General features: G+C 54.5%; 20 protein-coding genes and 3 tRNA genes. 6 read left to right on the top strand and 17 right to left on the bottom strand.

The window, feature by feature from the left end; genetic code table 11:
• The 14 genes from WBJ47_RS10475 to queA all read right to left on the bottom strand — a co-directional run bounded on the left by WBJ47_RS10475 (position 1) and on the right by queA (position 12,646).
• A tRNA-Asp gene (locus tag WBJ47_RS10475) sits at positions 1 to 77 on the bottom strand.
• A 39-nt stretch (positions 78 to 116) separates the two neighbouring features.
• A tRNA-Glu gene (locus WBJ47_RS10470) sits at positions 117 to 192 on the bottom strand.
• 28 nt (positions 193 to 220) lie between these two features.
• Positions 221 to 296, bottom strand: a tRNA-Ala gene (locus WBJ47_RS10465).
• 169 nt (positions 297 to 465) lie between these two features.
• Positions 466 to 1,614 carry a GNAT family N-acetyltransferase gene (locus tag WBJ47_RS10460; protein WP_422245207.1) on the bottom strand — a complete coding sequence of 383 codons (1,149 nt, stop codon included), beginning with the start codon at positions 1,612 to 1,614 and terminating at the stop codon, positions 466 to 468.
• A complete protein-coding gene (lnt, locus tag WBJ47_RS10455) occupies positions 1,611 to 3,290 on the bottom strand; it encodes an apolipoprotein N-acyltransferase (RefSeq protein ID WP_422245209.1) in 1,680 nt (559 codons plus the stop codon). Before lnt ends, WBJ47_RS10460 begins: the two co-directional genes overlap by 4 nt.
• Positions 3,287 to 4,174, bottom strand: coding sequence for an HlyC/CorC family transporter (locus WBJ47_RS10450; RefSeq protein ID WP_422245211.1), 888 nt, complete (start codon positions 4,172 to 4,174; stop codon positions 3,287 to 3,289). Before WBJ47_RS10450 ends, lnt begins: the two co-directional genes overlap by 4 nt.
• Positions 4,175 to 4,243: 69 nt before the next feature.
• A complete protein-coding gene (ybeY, locus tag WBJ47_RS10445; RefSeq protein WP_422245213.1) occupies positions 4,244 to 4,741 on the bottom strand; it encodes an rRNA maturation RNase YbeY in 498 nt (165 codons plus the stop codon).
• A complete protein-coding gene (locus tag WBJ47_RS10440) occupies positions 4,713 to 5,741 on the bottom strand; it encodes a PhoH family protein (protein ID WP_422245215.1) in 1,029 nt (342 codons plus the stop codon). The genes ybeY and WBJ47_RS10440 overlap by 29 nt, the downstream gene beginning before the upstream one ends.
• A complete protein-coding gene (miaB, locus tag WBJ47_RS10435) occupies positions 5,738 to 7,132 on the bottom strand; it encodes a tRNA (N6-isopentenyl adenosine(37)-C2)-methylthiotransferase MiaB (protein ID WP_422245217.1) in 1,395 nt (464 codons plus the stop codon). The genes WBJ47_RS10440 and miaB overlap by 4 nt, the downstream gene beginning before the upstream one ends.
• A gap of 44 nt (positions 7,133 to 7,176) precedes the next feature.
• Positions 7,177 to 8,118 carry a protein translocase subunit SecF gene (secF, locus tag WBJ47_RS10430; RefSeq protein ID WP_422245219.1) on the bottom strand — a complete coding sequence of 314 codons (942 nt, stop codon included), beginning with the start codon at positions 8,116 to 8,118 and terminating at the stop codon, positions 7,177 to 7,179.
• 2 nt (positions 8,119 to 8,120) lie between these two features.
• A complete protein-coding gene (secD, locus tag WBJ47_RS10425) occupies positions 8,121 to 9,989 on the bottom strand; it encodes a protein translocase subunit SecD (protein ID WP_422245221.1) in 1,869 nt (622 codons plus the stop codon).
• 67 nt (positions 9,990 to 10,056) lie between these two features.
• Positions 10,057 to 10,398: a preprotein translocase subunit YajC gene (gene yajC, locus WBJ47_RS10420; protein WP_422245223.1), complete on the bottom strand. Its 342-nt coding sequence runs from the start codon at positions 10,396 to 10,398 to the stop codon at positions 10,057 to 10,059.
• Positions 10,399 to 10,430: 32 nt separating this feature from the next.
• A complete protein-coding gene (tgt, locus tag WBJ47_RS10415) occupies positions 10,431 to 11,567 on the bottom strand; it encodes a tRNA guanosine(34) transglycosylase Tgt (RefSeq protein WP_422245322.1) in 1,137 nt (378 codons plus the stop codon).
• A gap of 35 nt (positions 11,568 to 11,602) precedes the next feature.
• Positions 11,603 to 12,646, bottom strand: a complete 1,044-nt coding sequence (queA, locus tag WBJ47_RS10410; RefSeq protein WP_422245225.1) for a tRNA preQ1(34) S-adenosylmethionine ribosyltransferase-isomerase QueA — start codon at positions 12,644 to 12,646, stop codon at positions 11,603 to 11,605.
• Positions 12,647 to 12,811: 165 nt separating this feature from the next.
• On the opposite strand from queA, the gene dacB reads away from it, so the two are divergent.
• Genes dacB through WBJ47_RS10395 form a run of 3 tightly spaced genes read left to right on the top strand, consistent with a single transcriptional unit; the run spans position 12,812 to position 15,976 of the window.
• A complete protein-coding gene (dacB, locus tag WBJ47_RS10405; RefSeq protein WP_422245324.1) occupies positions 12,812 to 14,233 on the top strand; it encodes a D-alanyl-D-alanine carboxypeptidase/D-alanyl-D-alanine endopeptidase in 1,422 nt (473 codons plus the stop codon).
• A 16-nt stretch (positions 14,234 to 14,249) separates the two neighbouring features.
• Positions 14,250 to 14,963, top strand: coding sequence for a hypothetical protein (locus tag WBJ47_RS10400; RefSeq protein ID WP_422245227.1), 714 nt, complete (start codon positions 14,250 to 14,252; stop codon positions 14,961 to 14,963).
• Between the two features lie 56 nt (positions 14,964 to 15,019).
• The gene (locus tag WBJ47_RS10395) at positions 15,020 to 15,976 is read left to right on the top strand and encodes a FecCD family ABC transporter permease (protein WP_422245326.1); all 957 of its coding nucleotides are present in this window, start codon (positions 15,020 to 15,022) and stop codon (positions 15,974 to 15,976) included.
• A 23-nt stretch (positions 15,977 to 15,999) separates the two neighbouring features.
• Here the strand turns inward: WBJ47_RS10395 and WBJ47_RS10390 are convergent, their stop codons facing one another.
• On the bottom strand, positions 16,000 to 17,544 hold the full coding sequence (locus WBJ47_RS10390) for a UbiD family decarboxylase (protein ID WP_422245229.1): 1,545 nt from the start codon (positions 17,542 to 17,544) through the stop codon (positions 16,000 to 16,002).
• A gap of 27 nt (positions 17,545 to 17,571) precedes the next feature.
• Positions 17,572 to 18,729: a pyridoxal phosphate-dependent aminotransferase gene (locus WBJ47_RS10385; protein ID WP_422245231.1), complete on the bottom strand. Its 1,158-nt coding sequence runs from the start codon at positions 18,727 to 18,729 to the stop codon at positions 17,572 to 17,574.
• Positions 18,730 to 18,866: 137 nt separating this feature from the next.
• On the opposite strand from WBJ47_RS10385, the gene WBJ47_RS10380 reads away from it, so the two are divergent.
• The 3 genes from WBJ47_RS10380 (at position 18,867) to WBJ47_RS10370 (ending at position 22,678) form a co-directional block, all read left to right on the top strand.
• Positions 18,867 to 19,706, top strand: coding sequence for a hypothetical protein (locus WBJ47_RS10380; protein ID WP_422245233.1), 840 nt, complete (start codon positions 18,867 to 18,869; stop codon positions 19,704 to 19,706).
• 23 nt (positions 19,707 to 19,729) lie between these two features.
• Entirely contained in the window at positions 19,730 to 22,045 is a 2,316-nt protein-coding gene (locus WBJ47_RS10375) for an NADP-dependent malic enzyme (protein WP_422245235.1), read from the top strand.
• A 165-nt stretch (positions 22,046 to 22,210) separates the two neighbouring features.
• Complete coding sequence (locus WBJ47_RS10370; RefSeq protein ID WP_422245237.1) at positions 22,211 to 22,678, top strand: barstar family protein; 468 nt, start codon at positions 22,211 to 22,213, stop codon at positions 22,676 to 22,678.
• A gap of 3 nt (positions 22,679 to 22,681) precedes the next feature.
• Here WBJ47_RS10370 and WBJ47_RS10365 read toward each other — a convergent pair whose 3' ends face one another.
• Entirely contained in the window at positions 22,682 to 23,422 is a 741-nt protein-coding gene (locus tag WBJ47_RS10365; protein WP_422245239.1) for a 16S rRNA (uracil(1498)-N(3))-methyltransferase, read from the bottom strand.
• Between the last annotated feature and the right edge of the window lie 54 nt (positions 23,423 to 23,476).

Raw genomic sequence — 23,476 nt, 5'->3', positions numbered from 1 at the left:
TGGCGGAGCGGACGGGACTCGAACCCGCGACCCCCGGCGTGACAGGCCGGTATTCTAACCAACTGAACTACCGCTCCGCAGCGGTAAAAACTAAAACTACGTGATGCCAAAAAAACTGGCGTCCCCTAGGGGATTCGAACCCCTGTACTCACCGTGAAAGGGTGATGTCCTAGGCCTCTAGACGAAGGGGACAGGACTAACAACAACTCCTCGCTTAGACTGGTGGAGGTAAGCGGGATCGAACCGCTGACCTCTTGCATGCCATGCAAGCGCTCTCCCAGCTGAGCTATACCCCCAAAAATTTCAGTACAGACCGCAAAAGAACCGAACTGAGAGAACTTTGGAGGTGCTGACTTCGATAATGGCATCCGACAAATTTCTGAAGGATGTGTCGACAGCGAAGAAACGGGATTATGCACAAATTTTGGCATTCGCGCAAGTCGCCTGGATGAAAGTGCCTAAAACTCAATCCCCAATCTCCCCTCGAAAAGGCGAGCTCAGACTCCCTAGGTAGTTGTCCACCCCGGCACGCTCACGTTCTAGAAACTTTTCTACGGCGTCTGCAAAGCCCGGATGCGCAAGCCAGTGCGTCGACTGGGTCTGCACAGGCTCAAAGCCGCGGGCGAGTTTGTGCTCACCTTGGGCGCCACCTTCGACCACTGCGATGTTGTTGGCGAGCGCCCACTCGAGTGGCGTGTAGTAGGCCAACTCAAAGTGCAGGCAATCGACGTGCTCGAGTGCACCCCAGTAGCGGCCATACAGCTTGCGCTGTCCGTCGACTGTATCGAGCCAGAGCAAGGAGGCTGCGATGGGTTGATCCCGTCGTGTGGCGATGGCCATGACGCAATGCTCTGAAAGCAACTCACCCACCGTCAGGAAAAACTCAGGTGTGAGATAGGGTGTATTGCCTCGCACATGATAGGTATTGGCATAGCAGCGATAAAAGAACGCCCAGTCTTCTGCCGTGATCTGCGTACCTGACAGGACTTGGGTCGTCACGCCGGCTTCGCGGACTTTGCGGCGTTCGGCGCGGATTTTTTTACGCTTGGGTTGTGTCAGGCTGGATAAAAAGCTTTCGAAATCAGGCCAGTCGCGGTTGAACCAATGAAACTGTGTGTGGGTGCGACGCAGGCAACCTGCTTGTGCGAGCGCCTCAGTGTCCTCGGGAGTGGTGTAGAGAACGTGCAGTGAGGACAAGCCGCTTTTTTTAGCCCATTGCAATAGCGCTGCAGCGGCTAAGGCGCGGTAGGGTTCTGTTGTCAGCAGTCTCGCGCCAGGCACCGGCGTAAACGGAATGGCTGTGAGCCATTTTGGGTAGTATTCCAGGCCATTTCGCTGGTAGGCCTCTGCCCAGGCCCAGTCGAATACAAACTCGCCGTAGGAGTGGCCCTTGGCATACAGTGGAATCGCTGCCACTAGGCTGTCGTTTTCCCACAATAAAAGGTGTCTGGGTTGCCAGCCGGTGTCGGGGGCGACGCTGCCTGAGGTTTCAAAGGCCTGCAAAAACGCGTGCTGACTCAACACAGAACCGCCGCTCGCTGCGACGAGTGCATTCCATTGTGCGGCTTCTATCTCAGAAATGTGTTCGATCGCCTGGAGTCTGAGCTCGCTCATCGAAGGGAGTCACTCTGAATATCGGGACTGTGAGCGGTGTGTTGTTTGGTTTTACGTCGTAACCAGGGGGCGAAGAGAACCAGCACGGACAGGCCGAGAATGAGGCTATTTCCAATGCGCACATAAGGCGTGAATCCTTGCTGACCTTGTACGGTGGTGTCGAGCACGCCGACGCGATTGGGTGGGAGCTGAGCGATGTCGCGGCCGCGATGATCGATCGCGCCTGAGGCACCGGTATTGGTGGCACGCAAAATAGGACGTGAGGTTTCAAGCGCGCGCATGCGCGACATCTGCCAATGCTGTCTCAGTGCCCAAGAGTTTCCGAACCACGCGAGATTGCTAAAGTTTGCCAAGATAGTGGCGCCATCATTGCCGTTCGCGTCGTGAGCTGAGCGCCCCACTGAATCCTTTGCACCCGATGTCCCGCGCACGGCAGGTAACAATTCCTCACCAAACACGTCTTCATAGCAAATGTTTGGCGCAATCCGCTGACCATCGACGGTGAAAGGCTGTTGCGTGAGGGTCCCGCGCGTAAAGTCGCCGAGCGGAATCGACATCAGGTTGACGAACCATCTGAAGCCAAAGGGAACAAACTCACCAAATGGCACCAGATGGCTTTTGTCGTAGCGTTGCGCCATCATGCCCGTGGATAGCTGCTGCACAGTCGTGTTGCCATCAATGCCAATCACACTGTTGGTGTAGTTTCCTGTCTGGGTGTCAAACAATGCTGCGCCCATCAGGATCGTACTGTTTTGGCGTTTTGCAACATTGATCCAGGCCTGCCAAGCGGCTGGGGCCACTTGGTGTTGAAACACGGCCATGACGGTCTCGGGAAGCACGACAACTTGGGGTGTAGGGGCGTCCGCAGGTGTTGGTGTTGCAGCTAAGCGCAGATGCTCTTGGATAATCTTTGTGAGGTGGTCTGGGGTGAACTTGATGCCTTGATCGACGTTGCCCTGAACAAGTCGTGCGACAAGTGGGGCGCCTGCAGGGGTGGACCAGCTTATCTGACCAAGTGCCCAGCCGATGGCTGCTAATCCAAATGCCACGACACCGATGAGGGCACGCTTTGGATGATTGGCTTGCATGCCGACAAGGGCTGCGATCGACGCCGCAACAAAAGCCGTCACAAAAGTGACGCCGTATAAGCCTAAAACACTGGACCAGCCAGCGAACCAGCTATCGACGTGGGCATACCCAGTGTTGAGCCATGGAAAGCCCGTAAACAGTGTCGCACGCAACCATTCGGCAAGTGTCCATGCAGCCGCCCAGGCTAAAACGGCCCAACTCATGTTTGATAACGAAGTGACCGTGGCGGCTTTGACAAAATGAACCAGCCAAGCGGCTAGACTGGCAAATAACGCAAGATATGCGCTCAGAGCAATCAATGCCGCGATCGCAAGCGGCATGGGCATGTAGCCATAAAAATGCATGCTGATCGTGAGCCAGTACAAACCGACGCTAAAACTACCTAGCGCAAAGAACCATGCCCTGCGGGCCGCGTAGAGGCCGCTGGGCGCACGCCAGATGCAAGTGACGAGCCAGGCCATGGTGCAAAGCTGCAGAGGACTGAGCGCCCATTGTGGAAGTGGGTCGGGCGCAAAACTCAGGGCGTGAAGTGCACCGCCCAAGAGCAACCCGAGGGCGAGTCGCCCTTTGAGCCAGAGCCCGTTCACGCTGACGGCGGGACTCGCACGGGCTCTGCCTTACCGCGAGCCTTGGCACGCAGCCAAAGTGCACGTCTGGCATCTGCGCGCATGACTTCGATGCGCAGATCGCCATGTTGGCAGGCATCACCTCGTTTGGGGATGTGGCCGAGCTCGTGTGCAAGCCAGCCGCCTACAGTGTCGTATTCGCCTGTTGGTAGGTCTGAGCCGAGCACTTCGTTGAAGACTTCGATTTCTGTGGTGGCAAGAATGCGCCAAGCCCGCACACCATCGGGGAAAATTGTTTTTGCGCCATCGACATCGTATTCGTCCTCAATCGCTCCGACGATTTGCTCAAGGACGTCTTCGAGTGTGACGAGCCCGGTGATCCCACCATGCTCGTCGATGACCACAGCAATATGGTTGCGGTTACGACGAAACTCCTGGAGCAAGACGTTCAAGCGCTTGGTCTCAGGAATAAAGACTGCCGGTCTCACGAGGTCGCGCAACGTTAATTTGGGATTGAGCAGGTGCCGCAAGAGATCCTTGGTCATCACCACGCCAATGATGTTTTCTCGCGAACCTTCAAAAACAGGGAAGCGAGAGTGCGCTGTTTCGATGATCTCGGGCATAAGAGTCGAAATCGATTGCGACACATCGAGTAAGTCCATCCGGGCACGTGGCACCATGATGTCTACGGCTGTTTGTTCTGAGACCGCGAGCGCGCCTTTAAGCATCGAGTAGGCGTCTGCATCAATGAGTTCGCGTTCGCGAGCTGCATTGAGGACGGCCATGATGCCTTCGCGGTCTTCGGGTTCGCGACGAACCAGCGATAAGAGTCGGTCTAGGAGGCGGGGGCGGTTGGGCTTGGCCGAAGGGGTTGAAGATTCGGCAGCAGGATAAGGATCTGACATCGTCCAGGGACAGAGTTTAGGAAGAACAAGGATAACCTGAAACGACCCCGTCAAATGCTGAAACAGCAGTCATTTCTCGTGAATCAAGTAAGGGTTATCGATCCCCATTGTGGCGAGGATGCTTGTTTCTAAGGTTTCCATGCGTGTGGCGTCGCGTACTTTTTCGTGATCGTAGCCAAGTGCATGCAAGGTGCCGTGAATGATCAGGTGTGCAGCATGACAAAGAAAGTCTTTGCGCTGCTCTCTGGCTTCGCGTTTAAGAACGGGCAGACACAACACAATATCGCCTGCGGCCGTGCCGTCAGGTTGGACACCATATTCGAAGGTCAGGACGTTGGTTGCGTAGTCTTTTTGGCGGTAGCCAGCGTTCAGTTGTTGCGCTTCTTTGAGCCCAACAATTCTTAAACCCACTTGCATGCGTGTAAAAGACGTCTTGCCCTCTTGTTGCGCAGCCAGCATCGCGCGTTGCACCCAGCTTCGGATTCTCCACCGGGGCAAGGTGTTGGCCTCCACCGCATAGTGGATCGTGAGCGACAGCTCAGGCGCCGTTTTGTTCGGCTTGCTCATAGGCATCGACAATACGGGCGACCAGTGGGTGTCTGACGACATCGCGACTAGTGAATTTAGTGACAGCGATTCCTTTGACATCCTCAAGCACTTTGACTGCATGCGCGAGGCCGCTTTTGTGACCTTTGGGCAAGTCTACTTGAGAGGGATCGCCAGTAATCACCGCCTTGCTACCGAAACCGATTCGCGTCAAAAACATTTTCATCTGTTCGGGCGTGGTGTTTTGGGCTTCGTCCAAAATCACAAAAGCGTGGTTGAGTGTGCGACCACGCATGTAGGCCAGCGGCGCGATTTCGATGGTTTGTTTTTCAAACAAACGTTGAACCCGCTCAAAACCCATCAAGTCGTACAGTGCATCGTAAAGAGGACGCAAATAAGGATCGACTTTTTGCGCGAGGTCGCCAGGCAAGAAACCTAAACGTTCTCCAGCCTCAACAGCAGGGCGCGTTAAAACAATGCGCTGAACCGTATCTCGCTCCATCGCATCAATCGCGCACGCCACCGCCAGCCAAGTTTTACCGGTACCGGCAGGACCAACGCCAAAGGTGATGTCGTGTTTAAGAATATTGTTCAGATAGTCACGCTGTCGCGGCGTACGTGGACGCAGATCGCTGCGACGGGTGCGCAAGGCGATCGTGCCACTCTCGTCATCCAGCGGAGGAAACTCACTCGGATCAAAGTTTGGCATCGTTGGCGTAACAGAACGTCCGACACCAATCTCGACCAAGCCTAGTTGAATATCATCCACCGACAACGCTTGTTGCGCTGCGCGATCATGAAAAGCAAACAGCATTTTGCTGGCGGCTTCTGCATGTGCGCCACGGATCGTGAGTCTGTTGCCTTGTCGCGTGAGCTCAAGATCGAGACCATCTGCGATCTGACGCAGATTGACATCCAAGGGTCCGCACAGGTTGGCAAGTTGTTGATTGCCACCCTCAAGGGTCATTTTGACGGGCAATGGACGCGCGCGCGAGGAGGTCTTGACGGGAGGTCGGCTCATTGCGAGGCCTTGGTGTGTGCGTCATCGCCAGTCGCATCATCTTGAATTGCCACACGGCCTCTAAAGGTGTTGGTCATCGCATCGGTGATCACCACATCAATCATCTGTCCAATCAGACGGGGATGGCCGGGGAAATTCACAATACGATTGTTTTCGGTGCGACCACTGAGTTCGTTGGGGTCACGCGTGGAGGTGCCCTCAACGAGAATGCGTTGGGTCGAGCCCACCATGCTGCGCGCGATGGCGTGTGCCTGCTCGTTGATAAGCGCTTGCAGGCGTTGCAGTCGCTGTAGCTTGACCGTTTGTGGGGTGTCATCGCTCAGGTCAGCTGCGGGAGTGCCGGGTCTGCGTGAATAGACAAAAGAAAACGAGGTGTCGAAACCGACTTCCTCAATGAGTTTCATGGTCTTTTCAAAGTCCTCTTCGGTCTCGCCGGGAAAGCCGACGATAAAGTCTGAGGAAAGGGTCAGGCCTGGACGCGCAGCACGCAATTTACGCACCACAGATTTAAATTCGATAGCGGTGTAGCCGCGCTTCATTCCGGCGAGGACACGGTCACTACCGGCTTGAACAGGCAGGTGCAGAAAGGACACGAGCTTGGGGAGGCGCGCGTAGACTTCGGTCATGCGCGTGGTCATTTCCTTGGGGTGCGAGGTCGTGTAGCGAATACGCTCAATGCCTGGAATTTCGTGAACGTACTCAAGCAGCGTGGCAAAGTCGGCAATCTCAGCGCCTTCTTCTGCGCTCATGCGACCGCGATAGGCGTTGACGTTTTGTCCGAGTAAGGTGACTTCTTTGACGCCTTGGTCTGCGAGGTCGGCTACCTCGGTCAACACGTCTTCAAAAGGACGTGAGATTTCTTCGCCACGGGTGTAGGGCACGACACAGAAGCTGCAATATTTGCTACAGCCTTCCATGATTGAGACAAAAGCGGTGGCACCTTCGACGCGCGAGGGCGGCATGGCATCAAACTTTTCAATTTCTGGAAAGCTGATGTCGACCTGCGAGCGCCCTTCGGAGCGGCGGCGCGCAATCAGCTCCGGGAGGCGGTGCAGTGTCTGAGGGCCAAAGACCACATCGACGTAGGGTGCGCGATCCACGATCGCCGCACCTTCTTGGCTGGCCACGCAACCGCCCACACCAATCACGAGATCGGGGTTGAGCGCTTTGAGATGTTTGATACGCCCTAAATCAGAAAAGACTTTTTCCTGGGCTTTTTCTCGTACAGAGCAGGTGTTAAACAAAATGACGTCAGCGTCTTCGGGAGTCTGTGTCACCACCACGCCGCGCTCTTGTCCAAGGACGTCGAGCATTTTGTCAGAGTCATACTCGTTCATCTGGCACCCGAAGGTGCGGATGAATACTTTCTTTGGATTGTCTGTTTTTTGCATAAGAGTGCCGGAGCGGGTGTTAATCCCGTGGGCGTTAGGGTTGTTTATTCCTCGTAGACTTCTTCGAGTTCGTCTTTCTTTTTAATCGGCTTGATCATGTCTTCGCGTGTGATACCTAACCACATTGCAATGGAGGCACCGACAAAAACGGAAGAGTAAATACCGAACCAGATACCGATGGTCAGTGCCAGCGCAAAGTAGTGCAGCGTTGGACCACCAAAAATCAGCATGGTCAGTACCATCATCTGAGTCGAACCGTGGGTAATGATGGTGCGGGAGATCGTCTGCGTGATGGCGCTGTCGATGACCTCTACTACGCTGGCATCGCGTTCTTTGCGAAAGTTTTCTCGGATTCGATCCATCACAACGACAGATTCGTTGACTGAGTAACCCAGAACGGCGAGCACACCTGCCAAGACTGACAGAGAGAACTCCCAGCCAAAGAAAGCAAAAAAGCCCAGGATGATGACCACATCGTGCAGGTTGGCAAGCACGCCGGCAACAGCGAACTTCCACTCAAAACGAATAGCCAGATACACCACGATGCCAATGACCACAAACAGCAGAGCGAGTAAGCCGTTTTCGACAAGTTCGCGGCCCACTTGTGGTCCGACAAACTCGACACGGCGCAGTTCAACCGCAGGATCTGCCGCCTTGAGTACGTTCATGACGGCTTCACTCTGAACCGCCGAGCTCTGTCCCGCCGCCAGAGGCAAGCGAATCATGACATCACGAGACGTGCCGAAGTTTTGCACCTGAAAGTCTGAGTAGCCCAAGCCTGAGATGGACCCTCTCACCTGATCAAGCGGAGCCGCTTGCGTATAGCTGACCTCCATCACTGTGCCGCCCGTGAATTCGATCGACAGATGAAAGCCACGCGTGATGATGAAAAATACTGCTGCAACAAATACGAGCACGCTGATCACGTTTAGCACCAAAGCATGGCGCATAAACGGGATGGTGCGTTTGATTCTAAAGAGTTCCATGGTCAGTCCTTGGGTTTCCAGACCGTTCCAATCGAAATCGACTGGAGTTTTTTCTTGTTGCCGTACCAGAGGTTGGCCAAGGCGCGCACGCCCACCACCGCTGAGAACATAGAGGTAAGAATGCCCAAACAGTGCACCACAGCAAAGCCTCGAATCGCACCAGAGCCAAATACCAGCAGCGCAACACCAACAATGAGTGTGGTCAGGTTAGAGTCGAGAATCGTGCCCCAGGCGCGGTCAAAGCCTAAATTAATGGCATTTTGAGGAGATTCTCCGTTACGGAGTTCTTCTCGTATTCGCTCATTAATCAGCACGTTGGCGTCAATGGCCATACCAAGCGTGAGCGCAATCGCGGCAATGCCTGGCAACGTGAGTGTGGCTTGCAGCATCGAAAGAATCGCAAGCAGCAACAAGACGTTGAGTGCCAGACCTACGGTCGAAAATGCACCAAACAAATGGTAATAGACCACCATGAAAATGGCGATGCCGATAAAGCCGTAGAGCGTCGAGTTAAAGCCTTTTTCGATGTTTTCAGCACCCAGGCTCGGTCCGATCGTGCGCTCTTCGATGATCTCCATCGGTGCGGCGAGAGAGCCCGCACGGAGCAACAGAGCAGTGTCAGCAGCTTCTTCGGCCGTCATGCTGCCAGAAATCTGGACCTGGCCGCCCGGAATTTCGCCACGAATGACGGGAGCTGTGACGACCTCGCCACGACCTTTTTCAAACAACAAAATGGCCATGCGCTTGTTGACGTTGTCACGGGTGACATCGCGGAAAATGCGCGCACCTTTTGAGTCAAGCGTGAGGTGAACGGCAGGCTGCTGGTTTTGACTGTCACGACCTGCTTGCGCATCTTGCAGGTTTTCTCCGGTCAAGACGACCTGACGACGCACTAAGAGAGGACGACCGTCGCGGTCTTGATAGCGCTCAAGGCCAAAAGGTACGGTACCTGCGGCCAATGCGCTCGCTGCTGCGGGCGAGTCATCCACCATCCGGATTTCAAGTGTGGCTGTGCGACCGAGAATGTCTTTTGCTTTGGCAACATCCTGAACACCAGGCAACTGGACAACAATGCGATCTGCGCCTTGTTGCTGAATGATCGGCTCTGCGACACCGAGCTCATTAATCCGGTTGTGCAAGGTGGTGATGTTTTGCTTGAGTGCGCTGGATTGCACGGTCGTGATCGCCGCCTGGCTCAGACGACCGACGATTTGTTGACGGCCACCTTCGGTGCGCTCAAGCATCTGCAAATCAGGGTTGCGTGTGCGCAAGGCTGTGATGGCCCGGTCGCGCAAGGCTTCAGTGCTAAAGGACAGTACAACGGACATGCCGTCACGCTCAATGCCGGCGGATTCGATGCGTTGGTCACGCAAGGCGACACGGAGATCGGTGACGAGCGCGTCGTAACGTGAGGTCAGTGCGCCCTGCATGTCGACTTGCAAGAGAAAGTGCACGCCACCACGCAGATCCAGACCCAAATACATGGGATTGGCGCCAATCGCGCTCAACCAAGCGGGTGAGGCTGGTAATAGATTGAGTGCAACGGTGTAGGAGGGTTCGGCTGGATTAGGATTGAGTGCTTTCTCAATCAGGTCACGGGCCTTGAGCTGCACGTCCGTGCTGGGAAAGCGCACGCGCACGGTGCCGACTGTGCCATTGAGCTCGAAAGCCGCGCCAGTGTTGGGGATGTTAGCTTGTTGCAGGATGGTTTGCACACGATCCAGCGTAGCGGTATCAATTTTTAAGGTTGCCTTGGCGCTCGAGACCTGAACAGCAGGTGACTCACCAAAAAAGTTAGGCAGGGTATAGAGCAGGCCGATCACAACCGCGATCAGCACCGTCAGGTATTTCCAAATGGGGTAGCGGTTCATTGCCGACGGGGATCAAAAAAGAGATTGCGCCCCGCGCAACGCGCGACGGGGCGATATTGAAGCTGAATTACAGCGCTTTGATCGTGCCTTTTGGCAGCACAGCAGAGACGGATGCTTTTTGCATCACGATTTCGACTGGCTTTTCAGCTAATTCGGCCACTTCGATTGTGACGTAGTTGTCGGCAACCTTGGTGACTTTACCCAGCAAACCGCCGGCGCTGATGACTTCGTCACCCTTAGCCAATGCGGCTAACAGTGCTTTGTGCTCTTTTTGACGTTTCATCTGGGGACGAATCATCAAAAAGTAAAGTACGACAAACATCAGGAGAATGGGAGCCATTCCCATGAGTGAGCTTGCTGTATCAGCAGCCTGTGCCAGCACGAGGCCGGATATTGCTTGAGCAGACATTAAGGTCTCCTTTGGAAAAAGTAAGGTGTTGGCTATTGTACCGACTTGGAGGCACGATCTTTCGCAAATTGAACGCGCCAGGCATTAAATGTGCCGTTTGCGATGGCTTCACGCATTTCGGCCATGATGGTCAGGTAAAAATGCAGGTTATGAAGAGTGTTGAGGCGTGCGCCAGTGATTTCGTTAGCTCGCTGCAAATGATGCAGATAGGACAGGGAGAAATGTTGACAAGTGTGGCAGCCGCAACTGGGGTCCAGGGGGTTGGTGTCATCCCGGTATTTGGCATTCCGGATCTTGACGTCGCCGAAACGGGTGAATAACCAGCCATTGCGGGCATTACGCGTGGGCATGACACAGTCAAACATATCAATGCCTTGGGCAACACCTTCTACTAAGTCTTCTGGTGTACCTACACCCATCAAATAGCGGGGCGACTGCTCGGGCAGGCGAGGGGCCACGTGATTGAGGATCCGCAACATGTCTTCTTTTGGTTCGCCAACCGAGAGGCCACCGATCGCGTAGCCATGAAATCCGATCTCTTTCAGACCCTCCAAGGATTCGTCGCGGAGGTTTTCAAACATTCCGCCCTGGACGATCCCAAACAGCGCGTTTGGATTGGCTAAGCCATCAAAAGACTCGCGGGAGCGTCGCGCCCAACGCAAGGACATGCGCATCGAGCGCGCGGCCTCTTCGGTCGTGGCGGGTCGATCGTTGATCATATAGGGTGTGCACTCGTCAAACACCATGACGATATCGGAGTTCAGGTCTGTCTGAATCCGCATGGACTCTTCGGGTGTGAGAAACAACTTGGCGCCATCAATAGGGGAAGCAAACTTCACCCCTTCTTCGGAAATTTTTCGCATCCCTTGCAAGCTAAACACTTGAAAACCACCCGAATCGGTGAGCAGGGGCTTGGACCATTGCATAAAACCATGCAATCCACCGTGCTTGGCGATGACCTCAGTCCCGGGGCGCAGCCAAAGGTGAAAGGTGTTGCCGAGGACGATTTGTGCGCCGACTTCTAGTAGCTCATGGGGCAGCATGGCTTTAACGGTGCCATACGTTCCCACGGGCATAAAAATAGGCGTCTCCACCACTCCGTGATTTAAGGTCATTCGACCTCGGCGGGCTTGTCCGTCCGTGGCGAGCAACTCAAACTTAAGACCGATGGGCGAGGCTTGGGCAGTGGATGGCTCTGAGTGCGTCAATTTCTTGTGGTCCGTTCTAAAAACATGGCGTCACCATAACTGAAAAAGCGATAGCGCTCTTGAATGGCATGCTGGTAGGCATGTTTCATCGTGTCTAGACCAATAAAGGCTGACACCAGCATGAGTAATGTGGATTGGGGCAAGTGAAAGTTGGTGATCATGGCGTCGACGATTTTGTAGTCGAAGCCGGGCGTAATAAATAGCCGGGTATCACCAGACTGAGGGCTGCTCAGGGTGGGATCGAGTGTGGCTGCGGACTCTAGTGCGCGCACGCTCGTCGTGCCCACTGCGATCACTCGTCCGCCTGCTGCGCGCGCACGCGCAATGGCTTGAACGGTCGAGTCTGGCACGGTGTACCACTCCGCGTGCATGACGTGTTTAGCGAGATCGCCATCTCGGACGGGTTGAAAGGTGCCTGCACCGACATGTAGTGTGACGAATGTCCGTTCAATCCCAAGCTGTTCGAGCTGTGCAAGCATCGCCTCGTCAAAATGCAGGCCCGCGGTGGGTGCGGCTACGGCTCCCGGTTCGCGTGCGTAGACGGTCTGATAGCGTTGCATGTCCTGTTCGTCTGGCTGGTGGGTAATGTAGGGCGGCAGCGGCAATGCGCCGTGCTCCTCAAGCACCTCTAAGACGGGGGCGTTAAATTTCAAGACAAAGAGGTCGTCTGAGCGCCCCAGCACCGTGACGTCCACGGCATCTGCGAGTCGCAACGCGGTTCCGGCGCCCGGTGATTTACTGGACCGGACATGCGCGAGCGCCTCATCGGTTGCCGTAATACGTTCGATCAGCACCTCCACCTTGCCGCCGGTGGCTTTTTGTCCCAGCAAACGCGCTTGCATGACACGGGTGTCGTTAAATACCAGCAAATCGTTGGGTTGAAGGAGCTTGGCCAGCGCGGAAAATTGGGTGTCGTGCAGGGCACCTGCGGCATCTACATGGAGCATGCGGCTTGACGTGCGGGTGGCTGCAGGTGTTTGAGCGATTAACTCAGACGGCAGCACATAATCAAAATCCAAGAGGGAAAGTGGGGCAGGCACGGGATAACCAGACAAAAAAAGGGGGTAAACAAGCAAGACCGCGCATTTTAAGCCTGTCTGTGTGATTTTTTGTATGCTGTCGACTTAAACCCCTAAATAGGTGATGGCATGATCGGTGGTCTGCAGCGTATGTGGCAAGTCTTTGGAAAGTGTGGCGTTTTCGCGATGTGTCTTGCAACGGGGCTAGGGGCGGGTATGACCACCTCGAAAGTGCATGCGCAAGCCAAGACTCAAATCTCTATGCCACCGGAGCTTGCGCGTGCTTGGGCGCAGACAAAATTGCCAGAGTCATCCCTCTCCTTGGTCGTCCAAGAGATTGGCGGGTCGCGCCTGATGGCGGTTTCACCAGAAACGCCGCGCAATCCTGCTTCAGTCATGAAGTTGGTGACAACCTATGCCGCTTTATCGCGTTTGGGACCGAATTACGTATGGCACACCAACTTTATGATGGATGCCGAATCCCGAGTCAATGAGAAAGGCGTACTGAGCGGTCCTTTGTATCTGCGTGCAGGGGGGGACCCTGTGCTGATGCTGCCAGATGTCTGGCGCTTGATGCGTGATTTGCGCCTGCGCGGGATTAAAGATATTTCAGACATTGTGATTGATCGTTCCATTTTTGGCGATGTCACGATCGACCCCTCCACGTTTGATGGTTCGGCGGATCGACCCTACAACGCAAGCCCTGATGCGTTTATGGTGGGCTTTGGCGCGATGCGTTTGGTTTTTTCGCCAGATCCTGCAACCAAGACCTGGAAATATTTTGTCGACCCGCCGCTGCCCGGTGTCGAGCTTGAGGCCAATGTTGCCTGGGTAGACGGCCAATGTCCTGGCTCGCCTTCTGTGACAACGGACACCACGGTTTCTGGTGACAAGGTGCGTATTCGTGTCACCGGTCGCGGCGCAGGCTCTTGTGGTGAGTTTGATGTGTTCCGTTTGGCGTTATCGCAACAAGAGTTTGGTGCACGCATTCTGCAAGAAGTGTGGCGCGAAGTGGGTGGAACGATGACCGGAAAAGTCCGGACAGGTTCGATTCCTGCGAGTGCTGTGGCAGTTGCTTCGCACCAGTCACCTCCGTTGTCTGAAGTCATCCGGTTGATCAATAAGCGTAGCAATAATGTGATGACGCGTGTACTGTTACTCACACTGGGTGCAGAAGCGGGTCGTAAGCCTGCGACGGTCACGGGCAGTGTGCAAGTGGCGCAAGAGGTGCTGGCTCGCCAAGGTCTGCCGATGACGGGCATGGTGCTGGATAACGGCTCCGGATTGTCCCGCAATGGCGTGGTCTCGGCCGATAGCCTGACGCAAATGTTGAATCGTGCGTGGACCTCACCCGTCATGCCCGAGTTTGTTTCCTCTCTGGCGATTCTGGGTGTCGATGGTACGACGCGTTATCGTTTGCGTGATCCGGCGACCAAGTCGTTGGCGCATTTGAAAACAGGCGCGCTGCGAGATGTTCGCTCAGTGGCTGGGTATGTGTGGTCAACAAGCGGTAAGCGTTACGTGGTCGTCAGTATGGTGAACCATGAGCGTGCACACGAAGCACGTTCTTTTGAAAACGCATTGATTGCGTGGCTGACAACCAAGTAATCGGGAGAAGGTCACCATGAAGTTGAAATATCTGTGGCTCACTGCAGCCATGTTGGGATTGCCTTACGCCGCCAATGCAGAGGTGTGCCAGGCTAAATTTTTTCACGACGGCGGAGAGATTGAAATCGTCGGTTCAGGCTTGATACAGGTTTCTGCCAAACTCAACTTCAGCCAAGTCAAAAAAACGTCGACGCAACAGTGTCAGGCCTTGGTCAAGGGCTACGCCAATTACGCGTTGCTTGGCATGCTGTCGGGTGAGACAGATGTCAATCACGTGATGCGGGTCGATGGTGTAAAAACAAGCTTGTCGAACCCAGGCGTTGCTAAAAAACCCGGTGATCCAGACGTAGATGTACAAATGCTGAGTTTGTTTGGTTATGGCGAACCCATTCGCGCAGCAGGTCAGCGATTCCCTGCTCAGTCCTTTCGTTTGGCGATTGGCGATCCACGCAGAGGTCCGACTACACCTGTGACGGTTAGGATGGGTGAAAAAACAGTGGGTGCGCAACAGCGCATTGAGACTGCGGCGGGTCAGCAATCCTGTTGGCCGGTGCGCTACTCGCGTGGCACAGACCCAACAGTGGTCAATGTCAGAGGTGCGATCATTCCGTTACCTAATATTCAGTCACAAGTGACAGACTGGTTTTGTCCAAGTCTCAATCTTGTGATGAGGCAGGAGATTATGCAGTCTGGGCAGCGTTCGGTCATTGAAGTCAAATCGCTTCGCTAATGCACCCAAGACCACGCCTCTTGAATGATCGCAAGGCTTTGCTGCTCTCTGGCTCAATGCTGGTCCTGCTCGGTTTGATGCTGATCGCTTTGCGAGCGGGTGCGGTCGACATGCCGTGGTCTGATTTTTTTGCGCTGCTGTTGGGGCGTGAGGTCGCGGATCCTCTTATGCAAACAGTGTTGTTTGAATTGCGCCTGCCTCGCGTATTGTTTGCCATCATTGTGGGCGGCGCCTTGGCCTTAAGCGGTGCGGTGATGCAGGCCTTGTTTCGCAATCCGCTCGCAGAGCCCACTTTGATCGGCATCTCAGCCGGAGCCTCACTCGGCGCAGTGACCGCGCTGCTGCTCGGTTTTGGCGGTTTACTTGTGGGGGGGCTGGCAGGTTTTGCTGGTGCCGTGATGGCGACTTTTGCGGCCTATTGGATTGGGCGGCGTTACCCGGGGGTCGCGGGTTTGTTGCTGGCAGGGATCGCGATCAATGCTTTTGCGCTGAGTCTGGTGAGTGTATTGATTACTTTTGCCTCGGATGCTCAGTTTCGAAGCTTTTCTTTCTGGTCTCTTGGCAGTTTGACGCGCGCGAGTTGGTCGGGTTTAGTGTGGCTCTTGCCTTGGTCTGTAGTGATCTCCCTCTGGTTGGTCGCACGTTGGCGTGTGCTCAATGCATTATTGCTGGGTGAGCGCGAAGCGCTCCACCTTGGTTTTGCGTTAAACCGCGTACGACGCGAACTCATCATTGCCATTTGTTTGTTAATAGGGCCTTTGGTGGCCGTGACAGGAGGCATTGCATTTATTGGCCTAGTGATGCCACATGTCTTGAGGCTATGGCTGGGCGCGGATCACCGTTTGCTTTTGCCGATGTCCTGGATCGGTGGCGCGATGGCTTTACTCTTGGCCGATGGACTTGCGCGCCTAGTGGTGATGCCCGCCGAACTGCCGGTCGGCGTGATCACCAGTCTAGTGGGGGGGCCGTTTTTTCTTTGGCTACTGCTGCGCGCATCAACCAACAAGTCTTAGCGTTTGCCTACTCCTAGGTCGCCTTAAAGTCCGAGCGAGCCCCAGATCGCATCCACGTGTGCTTTGGTGGCTGGATCCATTTGGATGGGTGTTCCCCATTCTCTCTGCGTTTCACCAGGCCATTTGTTGGTCGCATCCATGCCCATTTTTCCACCGAGCCCTGACACTGGCGAAGCAAAGTCCAGATAATCAATAGGCGTGTTTTCCACTAACAAGGTATCCCGCACAGGATCCATGCGCGTGGTCATCGCCCATACGACCTCTTTCCAGTCACGGGGGTTAATGTCTTGATCGACCACCACGATGAACTTGGTGTACATAAATTGTCTGAGCAGGCTCCATAGACCGAACATGACTCTTTTTGCATGACCTGGATATTGTTTTCGGATTGATACGACGGCGAGTCGATAGCTACAGCCTTCGGGCGGTAAATAAAAATCAACAATCTCAGGAAGTTGTCGGCGCAAAATGGGCACGAACACCTCGTTGAGTGCCACGCCCAGCACGGCGGGCTCATCGGGCGGTTTGCCCGTGTAGGTCGAGTGATAAATCGGATTGCGTCGCATGGTGATGCGATCGACGGTAAAGACTGGAAACCAGTCTTGCTCGTTGTAATAGCCTGTGTGATCGCCGTAAGGTCCCTCCAACGCTAATTCGTAGTCGGAAGAAGGGGGCGGATTGACGCCCTCGGGGACGGCAGGCTTGATGGCGCGTGGATCACTGCTCGGGAGGAGATGGCCTTCGAGGATGATCTCTGCTGTCGCGGGGACGGATAGATTGCTCCCGATCGCGGAAGTGACTTCTGTGCGCCCGCCTCTTAAAAGCCCTGCGAATTGATATTCGGACAGTGAGTCAGGGACAGGCGTGACCGCGCCCAGTGTGGTGGCGGGATCGGCCCCAAGTGCCACGGCAATCGGGAAAGGGGTACCAGGGTGCGCGAGCGCGTGATCGCGAAAATCGAGGGCGCCGCCGCGGTGTGAGAGCCACCGCATGATGAGCTTGTTGCGACCGACGACTTGTTGACGATAGATGCCGAGGTTTTGACGTTTGGCGTTCGGTCCACGCGTAATGACCAGCCCCCAAGTCAGCAAAGGTGCGACATCGCCTGGCCAGCAGGTTTGAATCGGGAGTTTGTCCAAGTCGACGTCGTCTCCCTCCCAGACGATTTCCTGACAGGGTGCACCTCGAACGTTCTTTGGACTCATGTCCCAAAGTGCGGCTTTGAGCATCGCGACTTTGGCCAGAGCGTCTTTAAATCCCTTTGGGGCCTCGGGTTCGCGCAGGCTGGCCAATAACTCTCCAATGTCACGCAAGGCAGTGGTATCCGCGGCGCCCATGCCCTGGGCCACTCGGGTCGGTGTGCCAAATAAGTTTGTGAGCACCGGCATATCGCTTTTCTTGCCGTGATGCTGCGTATTTTGAAAAATCAGTGCGGGCCCTTCGGCTTTCAGGACACGATCTGAAATTTCAGTCATCTCGAGAACGCTGGATACAGGCGCATCAATGCGTTTGAGATCGTTATTTTTTTCAAGTTGCGAGATGAAGTCTCTCAGGTCTTTGTATTTCAAGATGTGCGTCCTGGGTATGCTTCTGGGTTAACCGAGATAGGTTTTGATGCGGTGCATGGCTTCTTGCAAGCGTTCAAGGCTTGTGGTGTAGGCAAACCGCATGGTGTGGGCGGCATGAGCAGGTCCAAAATCGAGCCCTGGGACGGCGGCCACTCTGGCGCCGTGAAGCAAGGCCTGAGAAAACGCACCGCTGTCAGGCGAGTGCGCAGAGATATCGGCATAGACATAAAAAGCGCCATCCGGTTTGACCGGGACTGTGATGTCGAGTGCTTGCAGTGCCGGCACAATAAAGTCCCTTCGCCTGCGAAACTCTTCGCGACGTTGTTCGTACAGCGCGATGGTGTCAGGCTCAAAGCAAGCCAACGCACCATACTGTGCCAGCGTGGGGGCGCAGATTGCGAGACTCGCCGCCATTTTTTCAATCGGTGCCACTAGGTGAGGTGGCACGATCATCCAGCCGAGTCGCCACCCGGTCATGTTGAAGTATTTTGAAAAGCTATTGAGGATGATGACATCATCATCGAGGCTGAGCGCTGATTGGCGTTGTCCCTCATAAGAAAGGCTCAGATAGATTTCATCCATCATGACAAAGCCGTTGCGCGCGCGTACTTCTTTGAATATTTTTGCGAGTTCTGCTCTTTCAATTGAGGTGCCAGTCGGGTTGCTGGGTGAGGCAATCAGAACCCCACGGGTCTTGGGCCCCCAGTTTTGTGCAATATCCTGGGCGGAGAGCTGAAAGCGTGACGCGGCTGTGGTCGGGATGAGCTTGGTGGTACCCCCTGCTGACCCGACAAAGTTGCGATTGGGTGGATAGCATGGGTCAGGCATGAGGACTTCGTCACCCGGATTGACAAGTGCCATCGCGGCGAGCAAGAGCGCACCGCTCGCGCCGGAGGTCACGATTACGCGCTGCGGGTCAACGCGGGCACCGAGTTGTGTGGCGTAGAATCCAGCGATTGCTTCGCGTAGTTCAGGCAGTCCGGCGGGTGGGCAATAGCCGCTTTTGCCCGCGCGTGCGGCCTGCTCCATTGCTGTCACAACGGCCGGTGCTGCGGTAAAGTCGGGTTCTCCAACGCCAAGGCTGATAATGTCGATTCCGGCGCGCGTCAGTGCCGAGGCTTCCTTGAGGAGCTCGACCGCGTGAAATGTGACTGTATCGTTTGTACGTGCTGCAAGTGCCGTCATCGTGCCATTCTCCCTCTAGGAGCAGAATTGTAGTGGTTACTCAACCGTCTCGAAGGGCTTTTCTTACTGGCCGCAGAACATCTGCGACGCCTTGGGGGCAGTTTTGTGCCCGGCTTTCGCGCGTCTGCACAGGGCAGGTGAGGTGGGATCAGGAGGCGCAGACGTCACAAGCTTGGCTTGCACCGGGGCGGGAAATTGATGTCCAGCATGCACATGCTTTATGTGGTCAGCTCGGGGTGCAGTTGATCATGATGGATTCAGATGCGTGTCCGGATCCTCAGCGTCCGATCTTGTGGGTGGATTCTCATGCTGAATGGGCCCATTCTGAGTTGGAGGATCCCAGCGCAGGCCTATGGCGTGTGGATGCTGGCGTGACACTTGCGATGCTTTATCAAAAAGGCATTGGGATTTTTGCGGAGGATCCAGCGCTCAGGACGTCTAACCTCACCATCGCTCAATGGTTTGCGCGCCCCTTTATAGGCACTTTGCTGCAAAGCGGGATCGTCCAAGTAGAGGTGTTGCTTGCTGATGGCACGCTGGAACGGTTGGGTCCTTTTGGCACCAAGGATAGTGCCCCACTTAGAAGTCTTTCAGTGCAAAAAAATATCCCTCGGCTATTTGAACTCGCACAATCCAGAGACGCTGCATTGTGTGCGCAGTGCCAGTCATGGCCCTTACGTTATCGTTTAGATGCCCTCATGACCCAAGCTGGGGACTCGCCTAATTTGGCTTGGCTGTTTGCGGGACATGGTGGTAGTCTTGCTTGGTTGCAGACCGTGTGGATTCAAAGGACTGATAGTTCCTTGCCCATACAAAAGATTTCTGGCGATCAGGGTTTATCAGATCAGAGACTTGGTGCAGAGGTCAGTCACGCCGCGGGTTTGCTTGACCAGTCGATCAAGCAGATCCTTGATCCAGCTGGGGTATTTGGCAAGATTCCCCCGTCAAAAGGGCTAGAATCCCCTCAATTAAATTGATTTGTTAAAAGACAAAAACAGATATGGAAAAAACTTTTCGCCAAGCCGCTCTTGATTATCACGAGCAAGGTCGCCCCGGTAAGATTTCGATTGCGCCAACCAAAATGCTGTCTAACCAAAGAGATTTGGCATTGGCGTACTCCCCTGGCGTGGCGGCGGCTTGCGAGGAGATTGTTGCAGATCCGGCAAATGCTTTTCGTTACACGGCGCGGGGAAATTTAGTTGGCGTCATCACCAACGGCACAGCGGTGCTGGGCTTAGGCAACATCGGTGCGCTGGCTTCCAAGCCTGTGATGGAAGGCAAAGCGGTATTGTTTAAAAAATTCGCGGGAATCGATGTCTTTGACATCGAAATTAATGAGCAAGATCCTGACAAGCTGGTTGAAATCATCGCCGGTTTAGAGCCGACTTTCGGTGGCATCAATCTCGAGGACATCAAAGCGCCAGAGTGCTTTACCGTCGAGCGTAAGTTGCGCGAGCGCATGAAGATTCCGGTTTTTCATGACGATCAGCACGGTACGGCGATTTGCGTGTCAGCCGCCTTTATTAATGGCTTGAAAGTCGTCGGTAAGGATATCGACAAAGTTAAAGTGGTTGTGTCAGGCGCAGGTGCCGCTGCATTGGCGTGTTTGGATTTGATGGTGGACTTGGGCCTGCCGCTCAAAAATATCTGGGTATCGGATATCGAGGGTGTGGTCTACGAAGGGCGCGCTGTTTTGATGGATCCCGACAAGGCACGTTTCGCCCAAAAAACGGATGCACGTAAATTAGCTGACATCATTGCCGACGCGGACGTTTTTCTTGGCTTGTCCGCTGGCGGTGTGCTAAAGCCTGAGATGGTCAAGGTCATGGCCAAGCGCCCATTGATTTTGGCGCTGGCCAATCCCAATCCTGAGATTCTTCCCGCGGATGCGCATGCAGTCCGTGATGACATTGTGATGGCGACTGGGCGTTCCGACTATCCCAATCAAGTCAATAACGTTTTATGTTTCCCCTATATTTTCCGTGGCGCCTTGGATGTGGGTGCCACCACCATCACGCGCGAGATGGAAAAAGCAGCGGTCATCGCGATTGGTGATTTGGCGCAAGAGGAACAAAGCGACATCGTGGCCGCGGCCTATGGCAATTACGATGTTTCGTTTGGCCCCAAGTCCTTTATTCCCAAGCCGTTTGATCCTCGCTTGCTCGTTCGTATTGCACCAGCTGTGGCCAAAGCGGCAATGGAGTGTGGCGTGGCGACGCGTCCAATTGCGGATCTGGATGCTTACGTCGAGCAGCTTGAACAGTTTGTGTATCGTTCCGGTGCATTCATGCGACCGATGTTCTCGGCGGCAAAAGCTCTCGTGCGTGCGGGCGCCAAGGCGCGCATCGTGTTTACTGAGGGTGAAGACGAACGTATTTTGCGTGCAGTGCAGGTGATTGTTGACGAGAAATTAGCAAAACCAATTTTGGTCGGCAGACCATCTGTTTTGGCGGATCGCATTACAAAATTCGGTTTGCGTTTGCGCTTGGGTGAAGACGTTGAGGTCACCAATCCTGAGTTCGACGAGCGTTTCCATCATTACTGGACGGCCTATTGGGAAAAAATGTGTCGCCACGGTGTGACCAAAGAAATGGCGCGCATTGAAATGCGTCGTCGCTTGACGCTGATTGGTGCCACGATGGTGCACATGGGTGACGCGGACGGCATGATTTGCGGCACAGTCAGTGGCTACTCCGATCATTTGCGCTATATCGATCAGATGATTGGTAAACGTCCTGGTGCGGCGACTTACGCAGCGATGAACATTTTGCTATTGCCTGAGCAGACGCTTGCCTTGGTGGATACACATGTCAATGATGATCCAACCGCTGAGCAAATTGCGGAGTTCACCATTGCAGCGGCTGATCAAATGCGCCGACTCAATGTGATTCCTAAGGTCGCATTATTGTCTCGTTCTAATTTTGGTTCTGGTAGTTCCGCGTCCGGTAGCAAGATGCAAAAGGCTCTGGAGTTGATTCGCGCGCAACAACCTGAGCTTGAAGTGGATGGTGAGATGCACGGTGACTGCGCGTTAAACGAAGCGCTCCGCCTAAAAATACTCCCTTCGTCTACGCTCAAGGGTGCGGCAAACTTGTTAGTATGTCCTAACGTGGATTCTGGCAATATCGCCTACAACCTGCTTAAGACAGCGGCAGGTGGTAACGTCGCAATCGGTCCATTCTTGTTGGGTGCAAATGCACCTGTGCATATTCTGACGACGAGTGCGACGGTTCGCCGTATCGTCAATATGACTGCATTGACGGTGGTCGAGGCAAATGATCCACGCTATGACGATTTACAAAAGAAATTACTGTAAAAAATTGTCAGGCTTGTCATATTTACCGGAAATATCAGCGTTAAAGGCGTGACTGTTTGCGATATTTCCAGTATAAAAACTCAACGAACTTTTAGTGCGATATGTTCACTGAGTTTCAGTGATGGAGATATCCAATAGAGTGGCCTGCTTGAAGGAGCCATCGGTATGGGTAAGACGCTTGAGCCAACATTGCGGCAGTTAATAAAGCGCGGCGGAGACTTTGATCCCCAAGGTGGATTGGATGTTGTCGCTGCTGCTGCCAAAGATGCGGGATTGACGTGGTTTGAGGCGGATTGCGACAAAGCGCGCAGCCGCTCAGCCGTGTTTCGCGCGATTGTCAAAGCTGTTGATTACCCACAGTTTTTTGGTGCGGATTTTGATGGCTTGTATGACTGTCTGTGCGACACGCTGCTCGACCAAAAAGAAGGTGGCTTTGTGCTGGTCCTCAATCATTTGCACTCCGCTGATCCTGCCATCGTGACGGATGGAGAGCAGTTTTTGCAGGTGTTAAATGACGCAGTCGAGTTCGCACGAGAAAACAATCGTGTTTTTATTTATGGCATTCATCACGCGGGTAAACATCCTGAGGCGGCCCCTGGTGTGGTTAATGCCTGGAGTGATGAGCCTGCTTGAGGATTACCAGCGTAGCAGGGCAGTGGTTGCGGCTACCAAGGCTAAACCAGCTGTTTCTGTGCGTAACACGCGCGTACCAAAGCGAATGGCATGAGCGTTGTTGCGTGTGCAGCTTTGCAACTCTTCAGGACTCCACCCGCCCTCTGGCCCGACCAAGAGAGTCAGCGCCCGGTCTGTTTTGGCTTTGCAAAACGGGTCTGAGAGGCGCGTTTCCAAGTCTTCAGAGGCGGAGGGGTCACATAGCAAGCGCTCTCCAATTGCCCGCGCATTGAGTGCCTCCTCGAGTGTTTGAGGCGGAGAGATTTGCATCAGTCGATTGCGCCCGCACTGTTCAGAGGCCGACTCAATAATGCCCGCCCAGTGCGCTAAGCGTTTCTCAAGCCTTGGCCCAGAGAGCTTCAGAATGCTGCGATGCGCACTAATTGGAACGATGCGACTGACGCCCAGTTCGACCGCCTTTTCTATCACCCAGTCCATTTTGTCGCCCGAAGGAAGCCCCTGAAAAAGGCATAGCTCGCCAGCGAGTTCGCTCTCTTTCGGATGAAGCTCTCCAAGGGTCACGCAGGCAGTTTTCCCTTGAAAATCAAGGGTTCCGGGTAGCTCGCCCCCACGTCCGTCAAACAAAATAATGGTGCTACCAGCCTCTAGTCTGCGTACCCGTATGTGATGGGCAACAGAATTCGGCAGCGCTAGCGTTTGGCGGGCGGAAAGGGGTTCTGGACAATAAAAGCGGGGGTCAGCCATGCAGGGTGCTCGGTTGTGTCTGAGTGGATATACGGGTGCTAAACTCCTACGTTT

It is taken from the genome of Zwartia sp. (assembly GCF_049655405.1).
In the GTDB taxonomy this organism is placed as follows: Bacteria; Pseudomonadota; Gammaproteobacteria; order Burkholderiales; family Burkholderiaceae_B; genus Zwartia.
Note: the sequence above shows the minus strand (reverse complement) of the source record. Positions and strands in the feature narration are given on the sequence as shown.